Below are 24,827 nucleotides of genomic sequence, written 5' to 3'. Positions count from 1 at the left end.
CGTTATAGTCACTAGCAAATTGGCATCACCCACAATCCCTGTAGGAGCTGCCGAAGGCTGCGATCTTTTGATCTTGTTTTTAAAATCAAAGTCGAAAGATCGCAGCCTTCGGCAGCTCCTACACATAAACAACAAGGAATGCGCAGTGAAAAAACTCTTTGGCGCCTCACTTCTCGCCGCCGGTCTTGCCTTTGGCAGCGTGGCTCAAGCCGCACCGACCCTGCTCAACGTCTCCTATGACGTGATGCGCGATTTCTACAAGGACTACAACACTGCGTTCCAGAAACACTGGCAGGCCGAGCACAACGAAAACATCACCGTGCAGATGTCCTTCGGCGGTTCGAGCAAGCAGGCGCGCTCGGTGATCGATGGCCTGCCGGCTGACGTCATCACCATGAACATGGCGACCGACATCAACGCCCTCGCCGACAACGGCAAACTGGTGCCGGACAACTGGGTCACCCGCCTGCCGGACAACAGCGCGCCGTTCACCTCGGCCACCGTGTTCATCGTGCGTAAAGGCAACCCGAAAGCCCTGAAAGACTGGCCGGACCTGCTCAAGGACGGCGTGCAGGTGATCGTGCCGAACCCGAAAACCTCGGGCAACGGCCGCTACACCTACCTCTCGGCCTGGGGCTACGTGCTGAAAAATGGCGGTGACGAAAACAAGGCCAAGGACTTCGTCGGCAAACTGTTCAAGCAAGCGCCAGTACTCGACACCGGTGGCCGCGCCGCGACCACCACGTTCATGACCAACCAGATCGGCGACGTGCTGGTGACCTTCGAGAACGAAGCCGAGATGATCGCTCGCGAATTCGGTCGCGATCAGTTTGAAGTGATCTACCCAAGCGTCTCCGCCGAAGCCGAGCCACCGGTGTCGGTGGTCGACAAAGTGGTCGACAAGAAAGGCACCCGCGCTGCCGCCGATGAATACCTGAAGTACCTGTGGTCGCCGCAAGGCCAGGAAATCGCCGCCGCCAACTACCTGCGTCCACGGGACCCGGCAGTGCTGGCGAAGTACACCGATCGTTTCCCGAAAGTCGACTTCCTCTCGGTTGAGAAGACCTTTGGCGACTGGCGTTCGGTGCAGAAGACCCACTTCAATGATGGCGGGATCTTTGATCAGATTTATACCGGTCAGTAAGGCGTGAACTGAAATGAAAAAGGCGACCTCAACAGGTCGCCTTTTTTGTGGCGAACCCCCTGTAGGAGCTGCCGCAGGCTGCGATCTTTTGACTTTGATTTTAAAAACCAAGATCAAAAGATCGCAGCCTGCGGCAGCTCCTACAGTTACATCGGCGGCGTGACGCCATCCTTGCCGGCGGAAATCGATTGGGCGGTCAGCGTGCCGTCCGCGCCTTGCGTGACGAACGTCACGATCTTCACCCCAACCTTGAGCAAACTCCGATCCCCTGGCATCAGGTTGACGATCGGCACGTCCTCCGGCACCAGAATCTTCTGCTGCCCGCCCTTGTAGTTGACGGTCAGCACCCGGCCATTGCTCACCACCAGATCACCGACGCTGCCATTGGTCATGCTGCTGCCCTTGGCCAGGTCGAACGGTCGATGGCCGTCGCCGCTGCCGGCCAGTTCTGGTGGGAATACATGCACTTCCAGCGCCTTGAGCGTACCGTCCTCTTGCGGCATGGCCGCCGAGCCGATGTAACTGCCGGGTTTGATGTCCTCGATATTGGCCAGGGTGACGGCGCGCACTTTGGTGTCAGCGGTCAATTGAATCACCACGTTCTCGCCGCTGTTGACGTGGACTTTCAACGAGTCAGCGCTGACTCCGGTGATCTCGCCGCGTACGCCGATCCGCATCCCCGGGGCATCCGCAGCCTGTACCGCGCTGGCGCCAAGCAGACCGATCAGGACAATCGTGGTGGTGTGACGCAGCAGCCGACGCAACATGGCAATCCTCCGTTGGTAAACAGTTGAACAGCAGCGGTAAACATAAGCACGCTATCGAAGAAGATGTAAGTAAATGTATCATCGACGCTCTCCGGCCGGACGCAAGGTTCGCCGATGGACGACACCGCGCTTGAAGCCAATCATTCCGCAACGGAATAACTGCTATCGATACAAGGCTTCTACCGCCACGTCGGTGCGTCCCTTAGCCTCACCGCATTCCCTTTCGCTGGATCGAGAAACCTTATGAACGCTACAACTCACGCAATGACCCGAGGCATGGTGCTGCTGTTCGCCTTTTGCTGCGGTGCCATCGTCGCCAACATCTACTACGCGCAACCGATCATTGGTCTGATCGCACCGGACATCGGCCTCTCCGACACCATGGCCAGCTTCATCGTCTCGCTGACACAGATCGGTTATGCGCTGGGTCTGTTTTTCCTGGTGCCGCTGGGCGACCTGCTGGAAAACCGCCGACTGATGATCATCACCACCGTGGTGGCCATTGCCAGCCTGCTCGGCGCGGCGTTCACCAGTCAGCCGAACGTGTTCCTGCTGATCTCTTTGCTGGTGGGCTTCAGTTCGGTGTCGGTGCAGATCCTGATTCCGCTGGCCGCGCATCTGGCGCCGGAAGAATCCCGTGGCCGGGTGGTCGGCGGGATCATGGGTGGCTTGCTGTTGGGCATCCTGCTGGCAAGACCGGTATCGAGCGTCGTCGCTGACCATTTCGGCTGGCGCGCGATGTTCATGATTGCTGCGGCGTTGATGGCAGCGATCAGCGTGGTGCTGGCGCTGACCGTGCCCAAGCGTCAACCGGATCACAGCGCCACATACGGCCAACTGATCGGCTCATTGTGGACATTGCTGCGCCAGCAACCGGTGCTGCGTCAGCGCGCGTTTTATCAGGGTTGCATGTTCGCCACCTTCAGCCTGTTCTGGACCGCCGTGCCGTTGGAGCTGGCGCGTAACCATGGCCTGTCGCAGAGCGAGATCGCGATCTTCGCCCTGGTCGGCGCCATCGGTGCCATCGCCGCGCCGATCAGCGGACGCCTGGCGGACGCCGGCCACACCCGAATCGCCTCGCTGCTGGCCATGCTGTTCGCCAGCCTGAGCTTCCTGCCCGCCTTCATCCACCCGGCCTACAGCGTCATCGGCCTGGCCGTGACCGGCGTAGTACTGGATTTCTGCGTGCAGATGAACATGGTTCTCGGCCAGCGCGCGGTCTACTCGCTGGACGCCAAAAGCCGTGGTCGCCTGAATGCGCTGTACATGACCAGCATCTTCATCGGCGGCGCCTTCGGCTCGTCGGTCGCCAGTGCGGTATATGAGCACGGCGGCTGGTTGTGGATCGTGATTGTCGGCAGCGCGTTCCCGCTGCTGGCGCTGGTGCGGTTTTTGAGTGCTTCGCAACGTGGTTCATTGGCAACCGCTTAAGACGTCAAAAGCATCGCAAGCAGGTTCGCTCCCACAGGTTGTTCACCGGGCCCATGGGAGCGATGACGCTCAATACCGAACCAGTTTCTCCATCGCCGCATCCGCCAGAAACGAAGAACGGCTTTTGACATTGTGTTCACGCACATAGCGATCGATGCGCTGGATCACATAGCCTGGCAACGTCACGTTGACCTTCTCGGTCTTGCCCATGTACGGCGAGATATCCAGCTCGAGCATCCCCCAGCCCATGTCGGCAAACTCCGGATTATTGCGATGCGCCGCTGCCGACGTCGGCAGCGGAATCGATTCCCCGTCCGCCGCCATCTCCTGCAGCATGAGATGGGCGACTTCAACGGCTGCGTTATAGGCGTCCTCGAAAGTGTCCCCGGCCGTGACGGCGCCGGGAATGTCAGGTATCTGAATACCGATGGCGGTGTTGTCGTCACCCCATTCGATGCAGATCGGATATTGCATTATGGATCTCCCTTGCAGCTGGCTGGCGGGTGGTACAACCCGGCACGCCTCCTGATGCTTTTGACCGTCCCCAGCGGCAAATCCTTCTTCGGGTGGGGAACGGGAATGGTGTACGGGTTGTAACGATGCCTGAAGATGTGATGACTGCCGGTGACTCGATCCAGCGTCCAGCCTGCCTCCTCCAGCTCCTTGATCAATAGCCTGCTTTGCACCTACCGCCTCCTTGCTCCGGCCGAATAAAAGTAACTCTAGAGTTATCTTTACTCAAGCACATGAATCTGCAGAACGACGTTCGGTTGTTTTACCGCATGTGATCGATGGCACAGTCTTGTCCACGGATTAAACTCAGCGACTCGCAAAGCTACATCCTGGCCAACACCCTGTTCCCCTGTGGGAGCGAGCCTGCTCGCGAAAGCGGTCTGATATTCAACAAATGTACTGGCTGATCCGACGCCTTCGCCAGCAAGCTCGCTCCCACAGGGCTCCTCTGAATGCTTGAAGATTGCACAAGGACCTGAGATGGACCGCCTCGCCGCCATGGAAACCTTCGTCTGCGTTGTCGAAACCGGCTCGTTTTCCGCCGCCGCGCGACGCTTGAATATCGGCCAGCCCGCCGTGTCGAAAACCATCGCTCAGTTGGAAAAGCGCTTGGCGGTCAGCCTGTTGCTGCGCTCGACCCGTGGCCTGACGCCAACCGAAGCCGGCCTGGCGTTTTTCGAGCGAGCCAGACGCGCCATCGATGAAGCCAACGAAGCCGATAACGCCGCCCGTGGCAGCGCCGGCGGTTTGCGCGGCAACCTGCGGATCAGCGCGGCGGTGACGTTCGGTCGCCTGCACGTCGTGCCGCAACTGGGGGCGTTTCTCGCTCAGCATCCGCACCTGAACATCGACCTGATGCTCGATGACCGCAACATCAATCTGGTCGAAGAAGGCATCGACGTCGCCCTGCGCATGGGCCCGCTCAGTGACTCCAGCCTCACCGCGCGCAAAATCGCCGACTGCCGCCGCGTGGTGCTCGGCAGCCCGGCCTACTTCGCCCGCCACGGTGAGCCGTGCTGCCCGACCGATCTGGATCAGCATCAAGGCATTGTCTACAACCTCAGCGGCGGCGCCACCTGGACCTTCACCAAAGGCAGCGAACAGCAGACACAAACCTTGACCGGCCGCCTGCGCGTCAGCGCCGCCGAAGGTTTGCGCGCAGCCGTGCTGGCCGATCAGGGCCTGGCGATTGCCTCGCAATGGATGTTCGCCCCGGAGCTGGCAAGCGGCGCGGTCAGGGCGGTGATGGATGATTGGCGGTTGCCGGATCAGGATTTGTGGGCGGTGTTCCCCACGGGGCGGATGGTCAGTGCGAAGGCGCGGGCGTTTGTGGAGTACATGGAAAACTTGCTGACACACCTGAACTGAACCAGCGCACGTTTCGTTTATTGCGTTTTTCGTTTAATTCGAATAACGTTCCAGCATCTTATTCAGAATGCTGGAATTCATTATGTCGATTGTCCTCCACCCCTCTCTCAACCTCCCGGTGGAGCGCGAAGTCCAAGCCGCCATCGAAGGCAAACGCGCGCTCGCCGCCTATCTGGCGACCCAATTCGAAACACAGCACATCCAGATTTTCGACGAACAGAACCAGGCGCATCAGGTCGAGCTTCCGACGTCGGCACTGCGGCTACTGATGGATATTCTGGCGGAGCTGGCTGAAGGAAACGCCGTCAAAGTCGTACCGGTGCATGCCGAACTGACCACTCAGGAGGCCGCCGACCTGCTCAATGTCTCACGCCCGCACCTGATAAAACTGCTGGAAAGCGGCGAGTTGTCCTACCACAAAACCGGCAAGCACCGACGTGTGCGTTTCGCCGATTTGATGGACTATAAAACCCGGCGCGATACCGCCAGCGAGCAGGCAATGGCGCTTCTCGCGGAGCAGGCACAGGCTTTAAGGACAGGATACGAGTGAGGCATTCCCCTTTCACCGCTGTATACGATGCATGTGTTTTGTACCCCGCCCCGCTTAGAGACTTGCTGATGTGGCTCGCGCTTTCGGGGCGATTTCGAGCCCGATGGACCCAGGAGATTCACGGCGAATGGAAACGCAATTTATTGAAGAACCGAACCGATCTGACGATGGAGCAACTGGATCGCACGTCCGAGCTTATGGATCGTGCGATACCCGATGCCTGTGTCTGTGACTATGAAGCGCTGATCACCGGACTTTCCCTGCCCGATCCCAACGACCGCCATGTATTGGCTGCAGCCATACGCTGCGGCGCTGGGGTGATCGTGACATTCAACCTGAAAGATTTTCCCGATACCTGCCTCGCCCCCTATGGCGTCGAGGCCCAACACCCAGATGAGTTTGTCGAGAACCTGTTTCACCTTGATCCGGCAGCTGTTATCGCTGCGGCGCAACGACAGCGCCAACAACTGAAATTTCCGCCAATGGAGATCGAGCCGTTCCTTGACCTTTTGCGGCGCCAGGGATTGGTCGAGTCAGTTCGGGCGCTAAGCGCCTACCGTGCGATGCTCTGAATACTCGTTTTGGAACACCAGACAAACAAACGGCGATCCAAAGATCGCCGCGTGCTCATCACTGCCCGAACTGTTTGCCCAACCCCGGCGGCACGCCGTGGATGTCGGTGTCTTCCCACGGGCCGTTGGGGCTGATCGAGCGGGTCCAGCCGTTGTTCCAGCGGAAGTAGGTGCGCTGGCGGTAGAAGGTGTTGGGCTGGTCGTCGAGGACGTAGACGCCGAGCTTCTGGTCCCAGTGGCTGTTGCCGCCCGGTGGCGGGGCGAAGCTGGCCGAGGTGCGTGGGACTGGCTTGGACGGTTTGGCCGGGATGCTTTTGCCGGGTGTCGGCGAGGTCGACGGGGTCGGGCTCGGTTGTGACGGCGGGATGGGTGGCAGGTTGGTGGTCGGTTCCGGTCGGTGCACCGCACATGCGCTCATGCTCAAGGCCAATGTAATGACGGTGATGCGGGCGAGGCTGTGCATGGCGGTGCTTTCCTGTGGGTTCCGGGGTTATTGGTCCGGGCTGTCGATGGTCAGTGTTTGCGGCGCGGTGGTACTGCTGGCCAGCGGGCCGCTGCGACCTACCCACTCCCCGGCGGTCGGTTGACCGGCGCGGGAGATGCGCGCAACCAGTTGGACTTCAGGAAAGTTCGACAGTTTCAACTGCGGCATCATCGCGTCGGCATCGCCCAGTTCGACGGTCACCGGCAGGTCCGCCACGGTCAGACGCTTGGCCGCCAACGGTGCCGGTGGGCCTGAAACGGCGCGGGCGAAGATGAACACGCTGTCGCCCGGTTGCACCTTGCCTTTGAGTTCGCTGGCCAGATCGACGCGCACCTTGAGCAGCGCGGCAACCTTGGCAGCCGGTGCGGCGGCGACCTTGCCGCCGCTGGCTTCAAGCCGTTCGGTGGCGCGGTTGATGCCGCCCTGCAGGGCTTCGCGGGACTTGTCGTCCTCTGGCAATTGCGCCAGCAGGCGATTCCAATAGTCGATGGCTTGCTGATAACGCTCGCCTTCGAACGCGGCGATGCCGAGCAGGCCGAGGCTGGTGACTTCTTTCGGGTCGGCTTTCAGCGCTTCGTCGGTCAGGGCCTGGAGCTTGTCCGACCATTTTTTACCGTCGGCAAAATACTGCGCCTGTGCCCACTGACCGAGCAGCTCCGGCTGGCGACCGGCAAGGTTGGCGGCGCGTTCGAACATCTTCGCCGCGTCCGCCGGACGATCCTGGGCCATGTAGGTGCGACCGAGGAAGTACAGACCTTCCGCCGAATCCGGTTGCGCGGCGACGGCTCGTTCCAGACGCCGGGTCATCTCTTCCATCGACTGCGGCGCCTGGGCGAACTCGCGGGTCAGCTCGACCTTGTCCGCAGCACCGAAATGCAGGTACAGCCCCAGGCCCAACACCGGCACCAGCACCGCTGCCAACAACGGCAAAGGCTTGCCCAGTTTCGACACACGCGGTGCGGCAACGCCCTCGGTATCGGCGAGCAGTTCACGCGCCGCTTCCGCACGACCGCTGTCCATTTGCGCCGCATCGAGCACGCCTTCGGCCTGCTGCGCTTGCAGCTCGGCGACGCGTTCCTGATACAGCGCGACGTTCAGAGCAGTCCGATCCTCTTCACGCTGGGCGCGACGGCCACGCAAAACCGGGATCAGCAGAAAACTCAGGGCGACCAGAAGCAACAGCCCTGCGGCAAGCCAGAAATCAATCATTCTTGGTTTTTATCCAACAGTTGGTCGAGGCGCTGACGTTCTTCGGTGGACAGCGATGACGGGGTTTCGGCGCGCTGACCGCGACGACGGCGCACGATCAGGACAATCACCACCAGACCGCCAAGCAACAGCCCGGCCGGGCCGAACCACAGCAGTGCAGTCTTGGCGTTGAGCGCCGGTTTGTAGCGGACGAAATCACCGTAGCGATCAACCATGAAATCGATGATCTGCTGATTGTCCTTGCCCTCGCCGAGCATGCGGAAAATCTCTTTGCGCAGGTCAGCGGCAATCGGTGCGTTGGAGTCGGCGATGTCCTGGTTCTGGCACTTGGGACAGCGCAGTTCCTTGGTCAACTCGCGGAAACGCTCGCGATCGCCTTCCTTGGCGAACTCGTAGGTGTCAATCGCGGCGTGGGCCACACCAGCCAGACTCAAACCCAAGACCACGGCAGCCATAAAACGCTTCATGGCTTGGCCTCATCGACCAGTGCCTGGTATTTGGCTGCGAGTTTTTCGCGCCAGACCTGTTCGTCGATCACCCCGACGTACTTGTCGCGGATGATGCCCTTGGCGTCGATGAAGAAGGTTTCCGGCGCGCCGTACACGCCGAGGTTCAGACCCAGCGAACCTTCGTCGTCACGGATGTCCAGCAGGTACGGGTTGTGGAATTCGGCCAGCCACTTCAACGCATCGGCGTTGGTGTCCTTGTAGTTGATGCCGTAGATCACCACGCCGCGCTCGGCCAGTTTGTTCAGTACCGGGTGCTCGACCCGGCAGGAAATGCACCAGGTGCCCCAGACGTTGACCAGTGCCGGTTTGCCGAGGATGTCGGCCTTGGTCAGGGTCTTGTCGCCCTGCACATTCGGCAGGCTGAATTCCGGGAAGGGCTTGTTGATCATCGCCGACGGCAGTTCCGCCGGATCGAGGTACAGACCGCGATAAAGAAACACCGCCACCAGCAGGAAAATCGCCAGGGGTACCAGCATCAACCAACGTCTCATGCAGCCGCTCCTTGCAGGCCGAGGGCTTCACGCACCCGGGCTTTGACCTTGACTCGATAACGCCGATCCAGCGCCGCCAGCAATCCGCCCAGACCGGTCAGCAGACCGCCGAACCAGATCCAGCGCACGAACGGTTTGACGTGAACCCGCACCGCCCACGCGCCGTTTTCCAGCGGCTCGCCCAGGGCGACATAGAGATCGCGAGTGAAACCGGCGTCGATTCCGGCCTCGGTCATCATCGAACTCTGCACGGTGTACAGGCGTTTTTCCGGGTGCAACACGCTGACTTCCTTGCCGTCGCGGATCACCCGGATGGTGCCCTTGTCGGAGGTGAAGTTCGGCCCCTCGAAGTGCTTGGCGCCTTCGAAGATAAAGTGATAACCGGCCAGGTCCATCGACTCGCCCGGCGCCAGACGCAGGTCGCGTTCGGCACTGTTCTGGCTCGACAGCACCACACCGAGGGCGCACACGGCGATGCCCAGGTGCGCGATCTGCATGCCCCAATAGCTGCGAGTCAGGCTTGGCAGGCCTTTGATCAGGCCCTTGTGGCGAGTCTTGTCGAAGATGTCGCGCACACCGGCGAGCAGCACCCACGCAGCAAGCAGGAACGTCGCGATCACCGCCCAGTTGAAATCGCCGTAGGCGACACCGGCCACCACGGCCAGTGCAACGCTGCCCAGCAGCACCGGGGTCAGCATGTTCGCCAGCCACTTCACCGGGGTGTCTTTCCAGCGCACGATCACGCCGACCGCCATCACCAGCATCAACAACGCCATCAGCGGGATGAACAGCGCATTGAAGTACGGCGGGCCGACCGAGAGCTTGGCGCCACTCAAGGCATCGAGAATCAGCGGATACAGGGTGCCGAGCAGGATCATCGACGCCGCCACCACCAGCACCAGATTGTTGCCCAGCAGCAGGGTTTCCCGTGACCACAGGTTGAAGCCGACCTGGCTCTTGACCACTGGCGCGCGCAACGCAAACAGCGTCAGCGAACCACCGACCACGAACAGCAGGAAGATCAGGATGAACACGCCGCGCTCAGGATCCGAAGCAAACGCGTGCACCGAGGTCAGCACGCCGGAACGCACGAGGAAGGTACCGAGCAGGCTCAACGAAAATGCGGCAATCGCCAGCAACACCGTCCAGCTCTTGAACACCCCACGTTTTTCCGTCACGGCCAGCGAGTGGATCAACGCGGTGCCGACCAGCCAGGGCATGAACGAGGCGTTTTCCACCGGGTCCCAGAACCACCAGCCGCCCCAGCCGAGTTCGTAGTAGGCCCACCACGAACCGAGGGTGATGCCGATGCCGAGGAAAGCCCAGGCGACAATCGTCCACGGCCGCGACCAGCGTGCCCACGCGGCGTCGAGACGACCACCGAGCAGTGCGGCGATGGCGAAGGCAAACGCTACCGAGAAACCCACATACCCCATATAAAGCATCGGCGGATGCACGATCAGGCCGATGTCTTGCAGCAGCGGATTGAGGTCACGACCGTCGGCCGGAATCTGCGGCAGGATCCGCGAAAACGGGTTGGAGGTGAGGATCAGAAACATGAGGAAACCGGTGCTGATCATGCCCATTACCGCCAGCACGCGAGCGAGCATGACTTGCGGCAACTGCCGGGAAAACACCGATACGGCGAAGGTCCAGCCACCGAGGATCAACGCCCACAGCAGCAGCGACCCTTCGTGGGCGCCCCACACCGCGCTGAACTTGTAGTACCACGGCAAGGCGCTGTTGGAGTTCATGGCCACGTAGCCGACCGAAAAATCGTCGGTCATGAATGCGTAGGTCAGGCAACCGAAGGCAAACAGCAGGAACGCGAACTGCCCCCACGCCGCCGGCTGGGCCAGGCCCATCCACAGACGGTCGCCGCGCCACGCACCGAGCAGCGGCACCACGGCCTGCACCAGCGCGAAACACAGCGCCAGAATCATCGCCAGATGGCCGAGTTCGGGAATAAACAGTGCAGACGTCATCAATCAACCCTCCTTCGCTGGGGTCGGTGCCGATTGACCACTGTCTTTCAGCGCTTTGGTCACTTCCGGCGGCATGTACTTCTCGTCGTGCTTGGCCAGCACTTCATCGGCCACCACCACGCCGTCGGCGTTGAGTTTGCCCAGGGCGACGATGCCCTGCCCTTCGCGGAACAGATCCGGGAGGATCCCGCGGTAGGTGATGGTCACGGCTTTGTTGAAGTCGGTGACGACGAATTTGACGTCCAGCGAGTCCGGCGAACGTTGCAGCGAGCCCTTCTCGACCATGCCGCCGGCGCGGATGCGCGTGTCGTGCGGCGCTTCGCCGTTGGCAATCTGGGTCGGCGTGTAAAACAGGTTGATGTTTTCCTGCAGGGCACTGAGGGCCAGGCCGACGGCAGCGCCGACCCCGACCAGAATCGCCAGAATGAGGGTCAGACGTTTTTTGCGCAGCGGATTCACTTGCCGTTCTCCCGGCGCAGACGACGCGCCTCTTGTTGCAGATAGCGCTTGCGGGCCGCAATCGGTGCGACCACGTTGAGGATCAGTACTGCCAGACAGATGCCGTAGGCCGACCAGACATACAGGCCGTGGTGGCCCATGGCGAGGAAGTCGCCAAATGAAGCGAAACTCATCGCACGGCCTCCAGGCTGTTCTGCACTTCTTCTTTGACCCAACTGGCGCGCGCTTCGCGCTTGAGCACTTCAAGGCGCATGCGCAGCAACAGCACGGCACCGAAGAAGCAGTAGAACCCCAGCACCGTCAGCAACAGCGGCAGCCACATTTCCGCGGGCATCGCCGGTTTTTCCGTAAGGGTGAAGGTCGCGCCCTGGTGCAGGGTGTTCCACCACTCCACCGAGTACTTGATGATCGGAATGTTGATCACTCCGACAATCGCCAGCACCGCGCAGGCCTTGGCGGCGCTGTCGCGATTGCTGATGGCGTTGCCCAGCGCAATCACCCCGAAATACAGGAACAGCAGAATCAGCATCGACGTCAGCCGCGCATCCCAGACCCACCACGAGCCCCAGGTCGGCTTGCCCCAGATCGCCCCGGTGACCAGCGCCACGGCGGTCATCCACGCGCCGATCGGCGCGGCGCATTGCAGGGCGACGTCGGCCAGTTTCATCTTCCACACCAGGCCGACCACGCCGCACACCGCCAGCATCACGTAAATCGACTGCGCGAGCATCGCCGCCGGTACGTGAATATAGATGATGCGGAAGCTGTTGCCCTGCTGATAATCCGGCGGCGCGAAGGCCAGGCCCCAGACCACGCCAATGCTGATCAGCAGCAACGCTGCGATGCTCAACCACGGCAGGAACTTGCTGCTGATGCCGTAGAACCACTTGGGCGAGCCGAGCTTGTGAAACCAGGTCCAGTTCATACTGTTTCCATCACGGTGCCGCTCATCGGTGTGAGCGGTCTCAGGGTCTTTGCTGGTTAAATTTTAACCAGACCTCATTATTCGCCGACGCTGATCTTCAGGCCAGCCGCTATTGCAAAAGGTGTCAGGGTGATCGCCAGGGCAGTCAGGCTACCCAGCCACAGCAGATACCCGGTCGCCGGCATGCCTTGCAAGGCGGCCTGCAAGGCGCCACTGCCAAGGATCAACACCGGGATGTACAACGGCAGAATCAGCAACGCCAGCAACAGGCCGCCGCGTTTCAGACCGACCGTCAGCGCCGCACCCACCGCGCCAAGCAAGCTCAGCACCGGGGTACCCAGCAGTAACGACAACAGCAACACCGGCAGGCAGGCGACCGGCAAACCGAGCATCAACGCCAGCAACGGCGAGAGCAGAACCAGTGCCAGTCCCGAGAACAGCCAGTGTGCCAGCACCTTGGCCAGCACCAGTAGGGGCAGCGGGTGCGGCGAAAGGACCCACTGTTCCAGGGAGCCATCTTCGAAATCACTGCGAAACAATCCGTCCAGCGACAGCAGGACCGACAACAGCGCGGCCACCCAGACTAACCCCGGGGACAGGTTTTGCAAGACTTGAGTTTCCGGGCCGACGGCCAGCGGGAACAATGCGATGACGATGGCGAAGAAAATCAGCGGATTGGCCAGTTCTGCCGGGCGGCGAAACAGCAGGCGGGACTCACGGGCAACCAGTAGGCCGAACACACTCATACTGCCCAATTCCCCAGATCGATATCGCGATAACCGGCCGGCATCCGGCTCAGCGTGTGGTGCGTAGTCAGCACCACCAGACCGCCGCGTTCACAGTGCCCGGCCAGGTGCTCTTCAAGTTGCGCCACGCCCTGTTTGTCGAGCGCGGTAAACGGCTCGTCAAGAATCCACAGCGGCGGGCTGTCCAGATACAGCCGCGCCAGTGCCACGCGGCGTTGCTGACCGGCGGACAGGGTGTGACAGGGAACATCTTCGAAACCGCGCAATCCTACGGCAGCCAATGCTTGCCAGATCGCCTCGCGCGCGGCGGGCCGATGCAGGGCGCAGAGCCAGGACAGGTTCTCTTCCGGGGTCAGCAGGTCCTTGATCCCGGCGGCGTGACCGATCCATAACAGGTTGCGCGCCAGTTCGCTCGGTTGTGCGGTCAAAGGCTGACCGTTGAGCAGCACCTGACCGCTGGTCGGCTGCATCAGCCCGGACAACAGGCGCAGCAGGCTGGTCTTGCCGCTGCCGTTGGGGCCGCTGATCTGCACCATATCGCCACTGGCCAGTCTTAATTCGAGATTTTCGAAGAGCAGCCGCAGGTCTCGCTCGCAGGCAAGGGCAACGGTTTGCAGGACAGGACTGGTCAAGGGATCACGGGCCTTATACGGTTCAAGTCGGCTCTGGCGCGGCCGTTAAAGAGATGCAGGATAAATGCAATGACGGTGCGAACCAGAGAGCTGGATCAAACAATTGCTATGTTTTCTGAACGAAGCGCAAGACGCGCGGCATTATACATGGCGTGCCTTACTCCCAAGAGCGCAATTTCCTCAGGTTGTGTCCGCGTATGACAGGCGAAATGAACATCCTCCCGCTTCCGCCCACCACCCCGGCGAACACGCGCCCGCTGGTGATGAGCGGTGAGTTGCTCAAGCTGCTGACCCCGGTCGAAGGCTTGATCGGTGCCGGGCAAAGCGCTCAGGCCGAGGTGTTGTCACTCAAGCAGGCGGATCAGACTTTCCAACTGCTGCTCAAGGTGACCGTCGACGGCGGCCGCCAGACCACCGTGCAAGCCAGCAGCAACCTGCCGTTGCCGACCGGCACCAACCTGGCGGTTACTCAGCCATCGGCGGGCAATCTGGCGATCACCGTGCAACAGGCGATTGCCAGCAGCGTCGCCGCCCTCACCCGCATCGATACCGCGCAGTTGCCGGTCGGCACACTGCTGCAAGGCAAGGTGCTGACCTCGCAGACACTGCCGCAAGTGCCGGGGCAGCCGACGGTGTACCGCTCGCTGGTCAGTCTGCTCAACACCGCGCAACGTGGCGCCACGCTGGACATCGACAGCCCGACGCCGCTGCGCATCGGCACCCTGCTCTCGGCACTGGTCGAGGATTCGCAAACCCTCAAGTTCGTGCCGCTGAGCAGCCGCCAGGAGCAATTGGCGGTGAGCCAGCAACTGCTCGGCCAGCAGAGTCGCCAAGGCTCGCTGGACGGTTTGCTCAACGCCTTGCAGAACTTGCCGGCCGACGACGATCAGACCTCGCAGGATCTGCGCGCTGCCGTCGTGCGCCTGCTTGCCAATCTGCCCGATGTACAGCAGATGAGCAGCGCCAAAGGCGTGGCCCTGGCCCTGGCCAACAGCGGTGCCTTCCTCGAAGCCAAATTGCTCAGCGGACAGAATCCGGCGCTGGCCCCGGACATGAAGGCCGACCTGCTCAAGCTGATCGCGCAGCTGTCGCCGGGTGTGCCGGGCAATGCCAGTTTCAACGCGATCATCGCCGCCAACACCCTGGCGCAAGCGCTGCCGAGTTTCGTGCGCAACGCCCTCGGCACCCTCGGCCAGGTCAGCGCCAAACCCGTGCCGAGCAGTTTCCCGCTGCCCGACCGCCTGCTGCAAAGCCTGGACGGCGAAGGCGATCTGGAACATCTGCTGCGCCTCGCCGCCGCCGCCGTGTCGCGCCTGCAAAGCCACCAGTTGTCGAGTCTGGAACAGACCGGGGTCACCGATGACGGCCGCCTGCTCAGCACCTGGCAGCTGGAAATCCCCATGCGCAACCTGCAGGACATCGTGCCGTTGCAGGTCAAGTTCCAGCGCGAACAAGCGCCGGAAAGAGAACCGCAACCCAACGAACGCCGCGACGAGCGCGAACCCAGACAACAACTGTGGCGCGTCGATCTGGCGTTCGACATGGAGCCGTTGGGGCCGATGCAGATTCAGGCGCAGCTGATTGCCGGCAGCCTGTCGAGTCAGCTCTGGGCCGAACGCCCATACACCGCCGACCTGATCGAAACCAACCTGTTCGCGCTGCGCCAGCGCCTGCTTGATCGCGGGCTGAACGTCGGTGATCTCGACTGCCACCTCGGCACCCCGCCGCAAGGCAATCAAACCCGCCTCGAACACCGCTGGGTCGACGAAACCGCATGAACGATTCCACTGCTCCACGCCAGGCCATCGCCCTCAAATACGACGGCAACCACGCCCCGACCCTCACCGCCAAGGGCGACGAAGAACTGGCCGAAGAAATCCTGCGCATTGCCCGCGACTGTGAAGTGCCGATCTATGAAAACGCCGAGCTGGTGCGGCTGTTGGCGCGAATGGAGCTGGGCGACAGCATCCCCGAAGAGCTCTACCGCACGATTGCCGAGATCATCGCGTTTGCGTGGAATCTGAAGGGGAAATTCCCCGAGGGGCACGACCCGGATGCGCCGATGGTCGAGAAGGACATCACCGCACGCGGGGATGATTATTGAGCCTTGAAAGCAAAAGATCGCAGCCTTCGGCAGCTCCTACAGGGAAACGCGTTCCAATGCAGGAGCTGCCGCAGGCTGCGATCTTTTGATCTTCAGCTTCAGCTTCTGTGCAGCTTGCGCATCAACTCCGCCTCAGCCTGGGTCAAGCCACAGGACTGAGTCAGCTCATCGACACTCGCGCCCATGCCCACCAGTTTCGCCGCCTGGGCGAACGACAGGCTCGACGGGTCGCGCTGTTCCAGCGCCACAATCTTGTCCGGCAACGGACCGACTACCGAGCGCAGCTCGTGCAGGGCTTCGCCCATGCGCACGTTGCCGTTCTGATAGTCGTCGACGCGCTTGGCCAGGTCCTTGATGCGCTGGTCACGCAGCGCATCGCCCTGGGCCTGTTGCGCCGCGATCACCCGCTGGGCCTTGATGTACGCCAGAAACATTGCCAGCGTGCCTGCCCAGAACAGAAACAGGACAATGACCGCAACTTCGAGAATCAATCAGATGCTCTCCAGTTCCGACCATTCTTCTTCGCTCATCATCTTGTCCAGCTCGACCAGGATCAGCAACTCGTTGTTCTTGTTGCACACGCCCTGGATGAACTTGGCCGACTCTTCGTTGCCGACGTTCGGCGCGGTCTCGATTTCCGACTGACGCAGGTAAACCACTTCGGCCACGCTGTCGACCATGATCCCGACCACTTGCTTGTCGGCTTCGATGATGACGATACGGGTGTTGTCGCTGATCTCGCCACTGTTCAGGCCGAAGCGCTGACGGGTGTCGATCACGGTGACCACGTTACCGCGCAGGTTGATGATGCCCAGCACGTAGCTTGGCGCACCCGGTACCGGAGCGATTTCGGTGTACCGCAGGACTTCCTGCACGCGCATCACGTTGATGCCGTAGGTTTCGTTGTCCAGCTTGAAGGTCACCCATTGCAGGATCGGATCTTCAGAACCTTTTGCATTCGTCGCCTGACTACTCATACCCTGACCCCTCGAAAAAACCGCACTGGGCGGTGTGTGTTCTGTGTGGAGGCATTGAACAATGCCATCGCCTGACTGTTATGTCGGCTGCTATGTCGATTTATGTAGCGGCTTGTGGCCGCCCATGTGCTTTGCCCCGCCGCTGGCGATCAACTCGGCCAGCGCGGCTACATCAAGTAATGCACACATGTGCTCTATCACCGTGCCGGCGAGCCATGGCCGCTGACCCCGGTGACTTCTCCATTTGATTTCATTCGGATCCAGACGCAACGAACGGCTGACCTGGTGCACCGCCAGGCCCCATTCGTAACCTTGTACCGAAATCACGTACTGCAGGCCCTGACGGAAGTCATCGCGATAGCGATCCGGCATGACCCAACGCGCGGTGTCCAAGACTTTCAGATTGCCGGCCTGGCTCGGCAGAATCCCGAGGAACCATTCCGGCTGCCCGAACAGCGGCGTCAACTCGTGGCCGGCCAGCGAATAGATCGAGCCCAGGCACACCAGCGGCACCGCCAGCGTCAGCCCGGCGACATCGAACAACAGGCACTCGAACGCTTCGGCAGCCCAGGCCGGACGGCCATCGGTGTCCACCGGGGGCGGCGTGTTGCTCGGTGGCAGGTGAACTTCCACCACCGGCGGCACCCGCGTCTGTTCGACGGGTGCCGGCGCAACCGGCGCAGGTTCGGTCACAACCGGCTCCGGCGCGGTTTTCAGCAATTGGGTTTGCAGCAGCGGGGCGAGCGTCGAAACCGGCGCGCGCGGCGGCTCGGCTTGTTCGATCAGCGCCACCGGCGCCTTGGCGATCGGTCCGGCGGCAGGCGCGACAACCGGGGCGGCAGGTTTGGCGGCTTTCTGCGCATCACGCGCCTGCTCTTCCAGTACCGCGGCCTGGAACTCGTCCAGCGCCTCAGAGCTTTCGATCACCTCGACCGGCGCCTCGAGTGGCGGCAACTCGTCAGGAATCTCCTGCAGCAAGCTGTCCAGATAGGACTGCAGCGCCAGTTGCGGCTTCGACGTCAACTTCAGCGGCCGATTCATACGCCCCCCCCTGTAGGAGCTGCGGAACGCTGCGATCTTTTGATCTTTTCAGAAGCACCACAAAGCAAGATCAAAAGATCGCAGCCTGCGGCAGCTCCTACACGAAGAGAGATCATGCTCAGGCCACCTGCGGAACAAGTTGTTGCGCCAGCAGGTGCTTGAGCAGCGCGCGGTACGCCAGCACGCCACGACTCTTGCCGTCGAACTGCGAAGGCGTGACCCCGGCCCGGCTGGCGTCGCGCAGACGGGTATCGACCGGGATGTAACCCTGCCAGATTTCTTCGGGGAATTTGTCGCGCAGCACGCGCAAAGTGCCCAGCGACGCCTGGGTGCGGCGGTCGAACAGGGTTGGCACGATGCTGAACGGCAGCGCCTGTTTGCGCGAGCGGTTGATCATCGCCAGGGTGTTGACCATACGCTCCAGGCCTTTGACGGCCAGGTGCTCGGTCTGCACCGGGATCACCAGTTGCTGGCTCGCGGCCAGGGCGTTGACCATCAGCACGCCGAGCAACGGCGGGCTGTCGATGATCGCGTAATCGAAGTCCTGCCACAGCTGCGCCAGACTCTTGGCGATGACCAGGCCCAGACCACTTTGCCCCGGCGACTGGCGCTCGAGGGTGGCCAGTGCGGTACTCGACGGCAACAGAGAAATGCGTTCGTCGCTGGTCGACAGCAGCAACTGCCCGGGCAAACCCTGCGGCACGCTGCCCTTGTGCAGAAACAGGTCGTAGTTGCTGTGTTCCAGGCTGTCGGGGTCATAGCCGAAATAGCTGGTCATCGAGCCGTGCGGGTCGAGATCGACCACAACCACGCGCTTGCCCGCCTCCGCCAGCAACCCGGCTAAAGCGATGGAAGATGTGGTTTTACCGACACCACCCTTTTGATTGGCGACTGCCCAGACTCTCATTCGGTTCGTTCCTCCCGGCCGAGATCCTCGACCGAGACATGGCTCAGCGTATTAATGCGGGCGACGGAGAATTGACGGCACTCTCGCGTCCCGGCGTCTTGACCGGGGTCGGTGCAGTTTGTGTGCCAGCACGCTTCAATGCCGCGTCCGGTTGCGCATTGGCGGTTCCGGTCCCCGTCAGACTGCGGCGCACATCGAGGTTGCGCGACACCACCAGCACCACGCGACGGTTTTTCGCCCGGCCTTCGGCGGTGGCGTTATTGGCTACCGGCTGAAACTCACCGTAACCCACCGAGGCCAGACGCCCGGGGTTCACGCCCTGCATCGCCAGCATGCGCACGATGCTCGCCGAACGCGCCGAGGACAGTTCCCAGTTGGTCGGGTATTGCGCGGTGCGGATCGGCTGATCGTCGGTGAAACCTTCGACGTGGATCGGGTTGTCGAACGGTTTGAGGATCGCCGCGACCTTGTCGATGATGTTGAAGGCGATGTCGCTCGGCATCGCGTCGCCACTGCCGAACAACAGGCTGGAGTTGAGTTCGATCTCGACCCACAACTCATTGCCGCGCACGGTCATCTGGTTGGAAGCAATCAGGTCGCCGAACGCGGCACTGATGTCATCGGCAATGCTTTTCAGCGGATCGCTGGCCCCGGCGATACCGGCATCGACCTGCTCGCTGTCCTTGACCAGCGGCTTGGCCGGGGTCACGGTTTTCGGTCGTTCCTCACCAATCGGAATCGGCTTGAGCGAACGATCGGAGTCGGTGAAAACCCCGATCAGCGCTTCGGAAATGACTTTGTATTTGCCTTCGTTGATCGACGAGATGGAATACATCACCACAAAGAACGCGAACAACAGCGTGATGAAATCCGCGTAGGACACAAGCCAGCGCTCGTGATTAACGTGTTCTTCCTGATGCCTGCGGCGAGCCATAGTCCATTACCCCCATCAATCCATGAAGCCCTGAAGCTTCAGCTCGATAGAGCGAGGGTTTTCACCTTCGGCGATCGACAAAATACCTTCCAACAACATTTCGCGATAACGCGACTGCCGCAACGCGATTGACTTGAGCTTGGCGGCCACCGGCAGCAACACCAGGTTGGCACTGGCCACGCCGTAGATGGTCGCGACGAATGCCACGGCAATGCCGCTGCCCAACTGCGTCGGATCAGCGAGGTTGCCCATCACATGGATCAGGCCCATCACCGCACCGATGATGCCGATGGTCGGCGCGTAGCCGCCCATGCTTTCGAAAACTTTGGCCGCTTCGATGTCGCGGGCTTCCTGGGTGTAGAAGTCCACTTCGAGGATGCTGCGGATCGCTTCCGGCTCGGCGCCATCGACCAGCAGTTGCAGGCCCTTGCGCGAGTAGTTGTCCGGTTCGGCATCGGCGACGCCTTCCAGGCCGAGCAGGCCTTCCTTGCGCGCGGTGAGGCTCCAGTTGACCACGCGGTCGATGCCGCCAGCCAGATCCACCCGTGGCGGAAACAGGATCCAGGCGAGAATCTGCATGGCGCGCTTGAAGGCGCTCATCGGCGATTGCAGCAGCGCTGCACCGATGGTGCCCCCGAGAACGATCAGCGCCGCCGGGCCGTTGGCCAGCGCGCCGAGGTGACCGCCTTCAAGGAAGTTGCCGCCGATGATGGCGACGAACGCCAGGATAATCCCGATAAGGCTTAAAACATCCATCAGATACACGCCTCGACGATGTGCTTGCCGATGTCGTCCAGGCCGTAAACCGCGTCAGCCAGATCGGCTTTGACGATAGCCATCGGCATGCCGTAGATCACGCAGCTTGCTTCGTCTTGTGCCCATACCGAGCTGCCGCCCTGCTTGAGCAGACGCGCGCCTTCACGGCCGTCGGCGCCCATGCCGGTGAGGACCACCGCCAGAACTTTGTCGCCGTAGGACTTGGCCGCCGAACCGAAGGTGATGTCCACGCATGGCTTGTAATTCAGACGCTCGTCGCCTGGCAGGATTTTCACCGCGCCACGGCCGTCAATCATCATCTGCTTGCCACCCGGGGCCAGCAGCGCCAGGCCCGGACGCAGGATGTCGCCATCCTCGGCTTCCTTGACGCTGATGCGGCACAGCTTGTCCAGACGCTCGGCAAAGGCTTTGGTGAACGCCGCCGGCATGTGCTGGATCAGCACGATCGGTGCCGGGAAGTTTGCCGGCAACTGAGTCAGCACCCGTTGCAGCGCAACCGGACCGCCCGTGGAGGTACCGATGGCAACCAGTTTGTAGGCTTTGCGTTTCGGAGCCGGCGACGACGCGCTGGCGGCTGGCGCGCGAGCAGGTGCTGGAGCCGGCGCCGGACGCGTCGGAGCAGCAGTGCTGTGGCTGCTGAAACTCGAAGCCGCCGGGGCTGGCGCAGGCGTCGGTGCAGCGGCCGGAGCCGGCGCACTGTAGGCACTGAAACGACGATTGCTGCGCGAGATGCTATGGACCTTCTCACACAGCAGCTGCTTGACCTTCTCCGGGTTACGGGAAATGTCTTCGAAATTCTTCGGCAGGAAATCCACCGCGCCAGCGTCCAGCGCATCCAGGGTCACCCGGGCACCTTCGTGGGTCAGCGAGGAAAACATCAACACCGGGGTCGGGCAGCGCTGCATGATGTGCCGCACGGCCGTGATGCCATCCATCATCGGCATCTCGTAGTCCATGGTGATCACGTCCGGCTTGAGGGCCAGGGCCTGATCGATCGCCTCTTTACCGTTGGTGGCCGTGCCGACCACCTGGATGCTCGGATCCGCTGAAAGAATTTCCGAGACGCGGCGGCGGAAAAAACCCGAATCGTCCACCACCAGGACTTTGACTGCCATAAACACTCCATTAGGTGCAGCGGGACGTTGTCGCCCCGCCGCCCCGGATTCAAATACGCTTCGTCGCGTAACGCTTGAGCATGCTTGGAACATCGAGGATCAGCGCGATGCGGCCGTCACCGGTGATGGTGGCGCCGGACATGCCCGGAGTGCCCTGCAGCATTTTGCCCAATGGCTTGATGACCACTTCTTCCTGGCCGACCAGTTGATCGACGACGAAGCCGATCCGCTGGGTGCCCACCGACAGGATCACCACATGGCCTTCACGCTGCTCTTCGTGAGCGGCGGAGCTGACCAGCCAGCGCTTGAGGTAGAACAATGGCAGCGCCTTGTCCCGCACGATCACCACTTCCTGGCCATCCACCACGTTGGTGGTCGACAGGTCGAGGTGGAAGATTTCGTTGACGTTGACCAGCGGGAACGCAAACGCCTGATTGCCGAGCATCACCATCAGGGTCGGCATGATTGCCAGTGTCAGCGGCACCTTGATGACGATCTTCGAGCCCTGGCCCTTGGTCGAGTAGATGTTGATCGAACCGTTGAGCTGGGAAATCTTGGTCTTCACCACGTCCATGCCGACACCACGGCCGGACACGTCGGAGATCTCGGTCTTGGTCGAGAAACCCGGGGCGAAGATCAGGTTGTAGCACTCGGTATCGCTCAGGCGATCGGCCGCGTCCTTGTCCATCACACCGCGCTTTACCGCGATCGAACGCAGGACGTTCGGGTCCATGCCCTTGCCGTCGTCGGAGATCGACAACAGGATGTGGTCGCCTTCCTGCTCGGCCGCCAGTACCACGCGACCGCCACGGGCCTTGCCAGAAGCTTCGCGTTCTTCCGGCGACTCGATGCCGTGGTCGACCGCGTTGCGCACCAAGTGGACCAGCGGGTCGGCCAGGGCCTCGACAAGGTTTTTGTCGAGGTCGGTTTCTTCACCCACCAGTTCCAGGTTGATCTCTTTCTTCAACTGACGCGCCAGGTCACGAACCAGACGCGGGAAGCGCCCGAAGACCTTCTTGATCGGCTGCATCCGGGTCTTCATCACCGCGGTCTGCAAGTCCGCCGTGACCACGTCGAGGTTCGACACGGCCTTGGACATCGCTTCGTCGCCGCTGTTGAGACCCAGGCGCACCAGACGGTTACGCACCAGCACCAGTTCGCCGACCATGTTCATGATTTCGTCGAGACGCGCGGTGTCAACCCGCACGGTGGTCTCGGCTTCGCTCGCCGGTTTTTCCGGTGGCGGCGCAGCAGGAGCACGGGCCGGCGCTGGCGCAGCAGCGGCAGCCGGTTTCGGCGTTTCGGCTTTCGGTTCAGGCTTGGGCGCCGCTTTCGGCGCAGCAGCCGGAGCGGCAGCCTTGGCGGCAGGCGCAGCCACGGTCGACGCGGTGCCCGCAGCAGCGGCGCCAACGTCGGTGAACTTGCCTTTGCCGTGCAATTCGTCGAGCAGCGATTCGAACTCGTGATCGCTGATCAGATCGCTGCCGGCAGCGGCGGCCGCCGGTGCGGCAGGCGCCGCCGGTGCCGAAGCAATAGCCGATTCCAGTGCTTCGACGGCGAAGTTGCCCTTGCCGTGCAACTGATCGAGCAGTGCTTCAAATTCGTCGTCGGTGATGTCCGAGCTGTCACCCGCCGCCGGTGCCGCTGGAGCAGCCGCAGTCGGTGCGACGGCGTCTGGCGCGAACTGGCCTTTGCCGTGCAGTTGATCGAGCAACGACTCGAATTCGGCGTCGGTGATTTCATCGCTGGCGGCCGCATCGGCAGCCGGCGCAGGCGCAGCAGCGGCCGGGGCTTCGGCTTCGGCCTTGACGGCGTTCAGCGAATCCAGCAGCTGTTCAAATTCGTTATCGGTGATGTCGCCCGAATCGTTCGAATCGCCTTCGACGACCAGCTCTTCGATCATCTCGGCCACCGGCGAAGCCGGGGCTTCGTCGGCCGATTGCGGTTCGGCCAGACGCGCCAGCGCGGCCAGCAGTTCCGGAGTGGCGGCCGTGATCGGTGCACGTTCACGGACTTCGCTGAACATGCTGTTCACCGCGTCCAGTGCTTCAAGCACCACGTCCATCAGTTCTGCATCAACGCGACGTTCACCCTTGCGCAGGATGTCGAACACGTTTTCGGCGATGTGACAGCACTCCACCAGCTCGTTGAGCTGAAGGAAGCCGGCGCCCCCTTTTACAGTGTGGAAACCGCGAAAAATTGCGTTGAGCAGATCTGCGTCATCCGGGCGGCTTTCCAGCTCGACCAGTTGCTCGGACAGTTGCTCAAGAATCTCGCCGGCCTCAACCAGGAAATCCTGAAGGATCTCTTCATCGGCGCCGAAGCTCATTAATGGGGTGCTCCTACAGGTCTAAAAACCCAAAAAACCTAAAATTCCAAAACTCTAGAATCCGAGGCTGGATAACAAATCGTCCACATCGTCCTGACCGGACACAACGTCTTCTCGTTTATCGGCATGAATCTGCGGACCTTCACCCTGCGAGAGATGTTTTTGTGGATCTTTTTCTGCAAGCATCGCGGCACGGTCGTGTTCGATGCCCGCAAAGCGGTCAACCTGACTGGCCATGAGGACGAGTTTGAGCAAATTGCTTTCGACTTCGGTGACCAGCTGGGTCACACGCTTGATCACTTGACCGGTGAGGTCCTGGTAATCCTGAGCCAGCAGGATGTCGTTCAGGTTGCTCGACACCGCACGGTTGTCCGTGCTGCTGCGTGACAGAAAACCGTCGACCCGGCGCGCCAGTTCGCGGAACTCTTCAGCCCCGACTTCACGACGCATGAAGCGGCCCCAATCGGTGCTCAGCGCCTGGGCTTCTTCAGCCAGGCCATTGACCACCGGGGTCGCGCTTTCCACCAGATCCATGGTGCGGTTGGCCGCGGCTTCGGTCAGCTTGACCACATAGCCCAGGCGTTCGGTGGCGTCGGTGATTTGCGACACTTCCTCGGCCTGCGGCATGTGCGGATCGATCTGGAAGTTGACGATCGCACTGTGCAGTTCGCGTGTGAGCTTGCCCACTTCCTGATACAGGCCACGGTCACGGGTCTGATTGAGCTCATGGATCAGTTGCACAGCGTCGCCGAACCTGCCTTTTTCAAGGCTCTCGACCAGTTCGACCGCGTGTTTTTTCAGGGTCGATTCGAAATCGCCCTGTGAAGATTCGTTATGCTCCATAGCTCCCCCGCGCGT

29 protein-coding genes are annotated in these 24,827 nt (G+C 61.5%); 7 read left to right on the top strand and 22 right to left on the bottom strand.

Annotation, left to right across the window (positions count from 1 at the left end; all coding sequences use genetic code 11):
• The first annotated feature begins 145 nt into the window (after nucleotides 1-145).
• The gene (locus AC193Q_RS00875; protein ID WP_483879060.1) at nucleotides 146-1,144 is read left to right on the top strand and encodes a sulfate ABC transporter substrate-binding protein; all 999 of its coding nucleotides are present in this window, start codon (nucleotides 146-148) and stop codon (nucleotides 1,142-1,144) included.
• 146 nt (nucleotides 1,145-1,290) lie between these two features.
• Here AC193Q_RS00875 and AC193Q_RS00870 read toward each other — a convergent pair whose 3' ends face one another.
• Complete coding sequence (locus AC193Q_RS00870) at nucleotides 1,291-1,911, bottom strand: DUF5666 domain-containing protein (RefSeq protein ID WP_041072915.1); 621 nt, start codon at nucleotides 1,909-1,911, stop codon at nucleotides 1,291-1,293.
• A gap of 243 nt (nucleotides 1,912-2,154) precedes the next feature.
• Here AC193Q_RS00870 and AC193Q_RS00865 point away from each other — a divergent pair, with 243 nt between their 5' ends.
• Complete coding sequence (locus tag AC193Q_RS00865; protein WP_047292599.1) at nucleotides 2,155-3,342, top strand: MFS transporter; 1,188 nt, start codon at nucleotides 2,155-2,157, stop codon at nucleotides 3,340-3,342.
• Between the two features lie 69 nt (nucleotides 3,343-3,411).
• Here the strand turns inward: AC193Q_RS00865 and AC193Q_RS00860 are convergent, their stop codons facing one another.
• Together AC193Q_RS00860 and AC193Q_RS00855 are read right to left on the bottom strand one after the other, a co-directional pair.
• The gene (locus tag AC193Q_RS00860) at nucleotides 3,412-3,816 is read right to left on the bottom strand and encodes a type II toxin-antitoxin system HicB family antitoxin (RefSeq protein ID WP_483879059.1); all 405 of its coding nucleotides are present in this window, start codon (nucleotides 3,814-3,816) and stop codon (nucleotides 3,412-3,414) included.
• Nucleotides 3,816-4,028 carry a type II toxin-antitoxin system HicA family toxin gene (locus tag AC193Q_RS00855; RefSeq protein ID WP_041072921.1) on the bottom strand — a complete coding sequence of 71 codons (213 nt, stop codon included), beginning with the start codon at nucleotides 4,026-4,028 and terminating at the stop codon, nucleotides 3,816-3,818. The genes AC193Q_RS00860 and AC193Q_RS00855 overlap by 1 nt, the downstream gene beginning before the upstream one ends.
• A gap of 307 nt (nucleotides 4,029-4,335) precedes the next feature.
• Between AC193Q_RS00855 and AC193Q_RS00850 the strand changes: the two genes are divergently transcribed.
• The 3 genes from AC193Q_RS00850 (at nucleotide 4,336) to AC193Q_RS00840 (ending at nucleotide 6,345) form a co-directional block, all read left to right on the top strand.
• On the top strand, nucleotides 4,336-5,223 hold the full coding sequence (locus AC193Q_RS00850; RefSeq protein WP_095667165.1) for a LysR family transcriptional regulator: 888 nt from the start codon (nucleotides 4,336-4,338) through the stop codon (nucleotides 5,221-5,223).
• 82 nt (nucleotides 5,224-5,305) lie between these two features.
• Nucleotides 5,306-5,773 carry a helix-turn-helix domain-containing protein gene (locus tag AC193Q_RS00845; protein WP_095667166.1) on the top strand — a complete coding sequence of 156 codons (468 nt, stop codon included), beginning with the start codon at nucleotides 5,306-5,308 and terminating at the stop codon, nucleotides 5,771-5,773.
• Nucleotides 5,770-6,345: a PIN domain-containing protein gene (locus AC193Q_RS00840; RefSeq protein WP_047292593.1), complete on the top strand. Its 576-nt coding sequence runs from the start codon at nucleotides 5,770-5,772 to the stop codon at nucleotides 6,343-6,345. Before AC193Q_RS00845 ends, AC193Q_RS00840 begins: the two co-directional genes overlap by 4 nt.
• Before the next feature lie 58 nt (nucleotides 6,346-6,403).
• On the opposite strand, the gene AC193Q_RS00835 is transcribed toward AC193Q_RS00840, so the two are convergent.
• The 10 genes from AC193Q_RS00835 to ccmA all read right to left on the bottom strand — a co-directional run bounded on the left by AC193Q_RS00835 (nucleotide 6,404) and on the right by ccmA (nucleotide 13,785).
• Nucleotides 6,404-6,808 carry a hypothetical protein gene (locus AC193Q_RS00835; RefSeq protein WP_041072925.1) on the bottom strand — a complete coding sequence of 135 codons (405 nt, stop codon included), beginning with the start codon at nucleotides 6,806-6,808 and terminating at the stop codon, nucleotides 6,404-6,406.
• A 27-nt stretch (nucleotides 6,809-6,835) separates the two neighbouring features.
• Nucleotides 6,836-8,038 carry a c-type cytochrome biogenesis protein CcmI gene (gene ccmI / locus AC193Q_RS00830; protein WP_047292588.1) on the bottom strand — a complete coding sequence of 401 codons (1,203 nt, stop codon included), beginning with the start codon at nucleotides 8,036-8,038 and terminating at the stop codon, nucleotides 6,836-6,838.
• Nucleotides 8,035-8,505 (bottom strand): cytochrome c-type biogenesis protein, encoded by a 471-nt coding sequence (locus AC193Q_RS00825; RefSeq protein WP_041072928.1) that lies wholly within the window; start codon nucleotides 8,503-8,505, stop codon nucleotides 8,035-8,037. Before AC193Q_RS00825 ends, ccmI begins: the two co-directional genes overlap by 4 nt.
• On the bottom strand, nucleotides 8,502-9,038 hold the full coding sequence (locus tag AC193Q_RS00820) for a DsbE family thiol:disulfide interchange protein (protein ID WP_041072930.1): 537 nt from the start codon (nucleotides 9,036-9,038) through the stop codon (nucleotides 8,502-8,504). Before AC193Q_RS00820 ends, AC193Q_RS00825 begins: the two co-directional genes overlap by 4 nt.
• The gene (locus AC193Q_RS00815) at nucleotides 9,035-11,023 is read right to left on the bottom strand and encodes a heme lyase CcmF/NrfE family subunit (protein WP_483879058.1); all 1,989 of its coding nucleotides are present in this window, start codon (nucleotides 11,021-11,023) and stop codon (nucleotides 9,035-9,037) included. The genes AC193Q_RS00820 and AC193Q_RS00815 overlap by 4 nt, the downstream gene beginning before the upstream one ends.
• A gap of 3 nt (nucleotides 11,024-11,026) precedes the next feature.
• Nucleotides 11,027-11,482 carry a cytochrome c maturation protein CcmE gene (ccmE, locus tag AC193Q_RS00810; protein WP_041072935.1) on the bottom strand — a complete coding sequence of 152 codons (456 nt, stop codon included), beginning with the start codon at nucleotides 11,480-11,482 and terminating at the stop codon, nucleotides 11,027-11,029.
• A complete protein-coding gene (gene ccmD, locus AC193Q_RS00805) occupies nucleotides 11,479-11,655 on the bottom strand; it encodes a heme exporter protein CcmD (RefSeq protein WP_003222944.1) in 177 nt (58 codons plus the stop codon). Before ccmD ends, ccmE begins: the two co-directional genes overlap by 4 nt.
• A complete protein-coding gene (locus AC193Q_RS00800; protein ID WP_095667169.1) occupies nucleotides 11,652-12,407 on the bottom strand; it encodes a heme ABC transporter permease in 756 nt (251 codons plus the stop codon). Before AC193Q_RS00800 ends, ccmD begins: the two co-directional genes overlap by 4 nt.
• 77 nt (nucleotides 12,408-12,484) lie before the next feature.
• Nucleotides 12,485-13,153: a heme exporter protein CcmB gene (gene ccmB / locus AC193Q_RS00795; protein ID WP_003222942.1), complete on the bottom strand. Its 669-nt coding sequence runs from the start codon at nucleotides 13,151-13,153 to the stop codon at nucleotides 12,485-12,487.
• Nucleotides 13,150-13,785 (bottom strand): cytochrome c biogenesis heme-transporting ATPase CcmA, encoded by a 636-nt coding sequence (gene ccmA / locus AC193Q_RS00790; RefSeq protein ID WP_047292581.1) that lies wholly within the window; start codon nucleotides 13,783-13,785, stop codon nucleotides 13,150-13,152. Before ccmA ends, ccmB begins: the two co-directional genes overlap by 4 nt.
• Before the next feature lie 197 nt (nucleotides 13,786-13,982).
• Between ccmA and fliK the strand changes: the two genes are divergently transcribed.
• Nucleotides 13,983-15,563 carry a flagellar hook-length control protein FliK gene (fliK, locus tag AC193Q_RS00785; RefSeq protein WP_483879057.1) on the top strand — a complete coding sequence of 527 codons (1,581 nt, stop codon included), beginning with the start codon at nucleotides 13,983-13,985 and terminating at the stop codon, nucleotides 15,561-15,563.
• Entirely contained in the window at nucleotides 15,560-15,889 is a 330-nt protein-coding gene (locus AC193Q_RS00780) for an EscU/YscU/HrcU family type III secretion system export apparatus switch protein (RefSeq protein WP_047292576.1), read from the top strand. The genes fliK and AC193Q_RS00780 overlap by 4 nt, the downstream gene beginning before the upstream one ends.
• Nucleotides 15,890-15,987: 98 nt before the next feature.
• On the opposite strand, the gene AC193Q_RS00775 is transcribed toward AC193Q_RS00780, so the two are convergent.
• The 9 genes from AC193Q_RS00775 to AC193Q_RS00735 all read right to left on the bottom strand — a co-directional run bounded on the left by AC193Q_RS00775 (nucleotide 15,988) and on the right by AC193Q_RS00735 (nucleotide 24,812).
• Entirely contained in the window at nucleotides 15,988-16,380 is a 393-nt protein-coding gene (locus tag AC193Q_RS00775) for a DUF2802 domain-containing protein (RefSeq protein WP_007961680.1), read from the bottom strand.
• Complete coding sequence (locus AC193Q_RS00770) at nucleotides 16,381-16,866, bottom strand: chemotaxis protein CheW (protein ID WP_003222936.1); 486 nt, start codon at nucleotides 16,864-16,866, stop codon at nucleotides 16,381-16,383.
• Nucleotides 16,867-16,956: 90 nt separating this feature from the next.
• Nucleotides 16,957-17,907 carry a chemotaxis protein CheW gene (locus AC193Q_RS00765; RefSeq protein ID WP_121184363.1) on the bottom strand — a complete coding sequence of 317 codons (951 nt, stop codon included), beginning with the start codon at nucleotides 17,905-17,907 and terminating at the stop codon, nucleotides 16,957-16,959.
• Between the two features lie 118 nt (nucleotides 17,908-18,025).
• Complete coding sequence (locus AC193Q_RS00760; protein ID WP_003222933.1) at nucleotides 18,026-18,814, bottom strand: ParA family protein; 789 nt, start codon at nucleotides 18,812-18,814, stop codon at nucleotides 18,026-18,028.
• Nucleotides 18,815-18,857: 43 nt separating this feature from the next.
• Complete coding sequence (motD, locus tag AC193Q_RS00755; protein WP_003222931.1) at nucleotides 18,858-19,748, bottom strand: flagellar motor protein MotD; 891 nt, start codon at nucleotides 19,746-19,748, stop codon at nucleotides 18,858-18,860.
• A gap of 15 nt (nucleotides 19,749-19,763) precedes the next feature.
• Nucleotides 19,764-20,504, bottom strand: coding sequence for a flagellar motor protein (locus tag AC193Q_RS00750; protein ID WP_007967839.1), 741 nt, complete (start codon nucleotides 20,502-20,504; stop codon nucleotides 19,764-19,766).
• On the bottom strand, nucleotides 20,504-21,640 hold the full coding sequence (locus AC193Q_RS00745; RefSeq protein WP_041072948.1) for a protein-glutamate methylesterase/protein-glutamine glutaminase: 1,137 nt from the start codon (nucleotides 21,638-21,640) through the stop codon (nucleotides 20,504-20,506). The genes AC193Q_RS00750 and AC193Q_RS00745 overlap by 1 nt, the downstream gene beginning before the upstream one ends.
• Before the next feature lie 49 nt (nucleotides 21,641-21,689).
• On the bottom strand, nucleotides 21,690-23,969 hold the full coding sequence (locus AC193Q_RS00740) for a chemotaxis protein CheA (protein WP_121184361.1): 2,280 nt from the start codon (nucleotides 23,967-23,969) through the stop codon (nucleotides 21,690-21,692).
• Nucleotides 23,970-24,023: 54 nt separating this feature from the next.
• Nucleotides 24,024-24,812 (bottom strand): protein phosphatase CheZ, encoded by a 789-nt coding sequence (locus AC193Q_RS00735; RefSeq protein ID WP_027613919.1) that lies wholly within the window; start codon nucleotides 24,810-24,812, stop codon nucleotides 24,024-24,026.
• Nucleotides 24,813-24,827 lie beyond the last annotated feature (15 nt).

Source organism: Pseudomonas sp. F2 (assembly GCF_057174385.1).
This window is presented reverse-complemented; position numbering and strand designations above follow the sequence as displayed.

Excerpts from the sequence above, each read along its gene's own strand:
- AC193Q_RS00870 (WP_041072915.1), bottom strand. The coding sequence starts at position 1,911 with ATGTTGCGTCGGCTGCTGCGTCACACCACCACGATTGTCCTGATCGGT.
- AC193Q_RS00865 (WP_047292599.1), top strand. The coding sequence starts at position 2,155 with ATGAACGCTACAACTCACGCAATGACCCGAGGCATGGTGCTGCTGTTC.
- AC193Q_RS00860 (WP_483879059.1), bottom strand. The coding sequence starts at position 3,816 with ATGCAATATCCGATCTGCATCGAATGGGGTGACGACAACACCGCCATC.
- AC193Q_RS00850 (WP_095667165.1), top strand. The coding sequence starts at position 4,336 with ATGGACCGCCTCGCCGCCATGGAAACCTTCGTCTGCGTTGTCGAAACC.
- AC193Q_RS00845 (WP_095667166.1), top strand. The coding sequence starts at position 5,306 with ATGTCGATTGTCCTCCACCCCTCTCTCAACCTCCCGGTGGAGCGCGAA.
- AC193Q_RS00835 (WP_041072925.1), bottom strand. The coding sequence starts at position 6,808 with ATGCACAGCCTCGCCCGCATCACCGTCATTACATTGGCCTTGAGCATG.
- ccmI (WP_047292588.1), bottom strand. The coding sequence starts at position 8,038 with ATGATTGATTTCTGGCTTGCCGCAGGGCTGTTGCTTCTGGTCGCCCTG.
- AC193Q_RS00825 (WP_041072928.1), bottom strand. The coding sequence starts at position 8,505 with ATGAAGCGTTTTATGGCTGCCGTGGTCTTGGGTTTGAGTCTGGCTGGT.
- AC193Q_RS00820 (WP_041072930.1), bottom strand. The coding sequence starts at position 9,038 with ATGAGACGTTGGTTGATGCTGGTACCCCTGGCGATTTTCCTGCTGGTG.
- AC193Q_RS00815 (WP_483879058.1), bottom strand. The coding sequence starts at position 11,023 with ATGACGTCTGCACTGTTTATTCCCGAACTCGGCCATCTGGCGATGATT.
- ccmD (WP_003222944.1), bottom strand. The coding sequence starts at position 11,655 with ATGAGTTTCGCTTCATTTGGCGACTTCCTCGCCATGGGCCACCACGGC.
- AC193Q_RS00800 (WP_095667169.1), bottom strand. The coding sequence starts at position 12,407 with ATGAACTGGACCTGGTTTCACAAGCTCGGCTCGCCCAAGTGGTTCTAC.
- ccmB (WP_003222942.1), bottom strand. The coding sequence starts at position 13,153 with ATGAGTGTGTTCGGCCTACTGGTTGCCCGTGAGTCCCGCCTGCTGTTT.
- fliK (WP_483879057.1), top strand. The coding sequence starts at position 13,983 with ATGACAGGCGAAATGAACATCCTCCCGCTTCCGCCCACCACCCCGGCG.
- AC193Q_RS00780 (WP_047292576.1), top strand. The coding sequence starts at position 15,560 with ATGAACGATTCCACTGCTCCACGCCAGGCCATCGCCCTCAAATACGAC.
- AC193Q_RS00770 (WP_003222936.1), bottom strand. The coding sequence starts at position 16,866 with ATGAGTAGTCAGGCGACGAATGCAAAAGGTTCTGAAGATCCGATCCTG.
- AC193Q_RS00765 (WP_121184363.1), bottom strand. The coding sequence starts at position 17,907 with ATGAATCGGCCGCTGAAGTTGACGTCGAAGCCGCAACTGGCGCTGCAG.
- AC193Q_RS00760 (WP_003222933.1), bottom strand. The coding sequence starts at position 18,814 with ATGAGAGTCTGGGCAGTCGCCAATCAAAAGGGTGGTGTCGGTAAAACC.
- motD (WP_003222931.1), bottom strand. The coding sequence starts at position 19,748 with ATGGCTCGCCGCAGGCATCAGGAAGAACACGTTAATCACGAGCGCTGG.
- AC193Q_RS00750 (WP_007967839.1), bottom strand. The coding sequence starts at position 20,504 with ATGGATGTTTTAAGCCTTATCGGGATTATCCTGGCGTTCGTCGCCATC.
- AC193Q_RS00745 (WP_041072948.1), bottom strand. The coding sequence starts at position 21,640 with ATGGCAGTCAAAGTCCTGGTGGTGGACGATTCGGGTTTTTTCCGCCGC.
- AC193Q_RS00740 (WP_121184361.1), bottom strand. The coding sequence starts at position 23,969 with ATGAGCTTCGGCGCCGATGAAGAGATCCTTCAGGATTTCCTGGTTGAG.
- AC193Q_RS00735 (WP_027613919.1), bottom strand. The coding sequence starts at position 24,812 with ATGGAGCATAACGAATCTTCACAGGGCGATTTCGAATCGACCCTGAAA.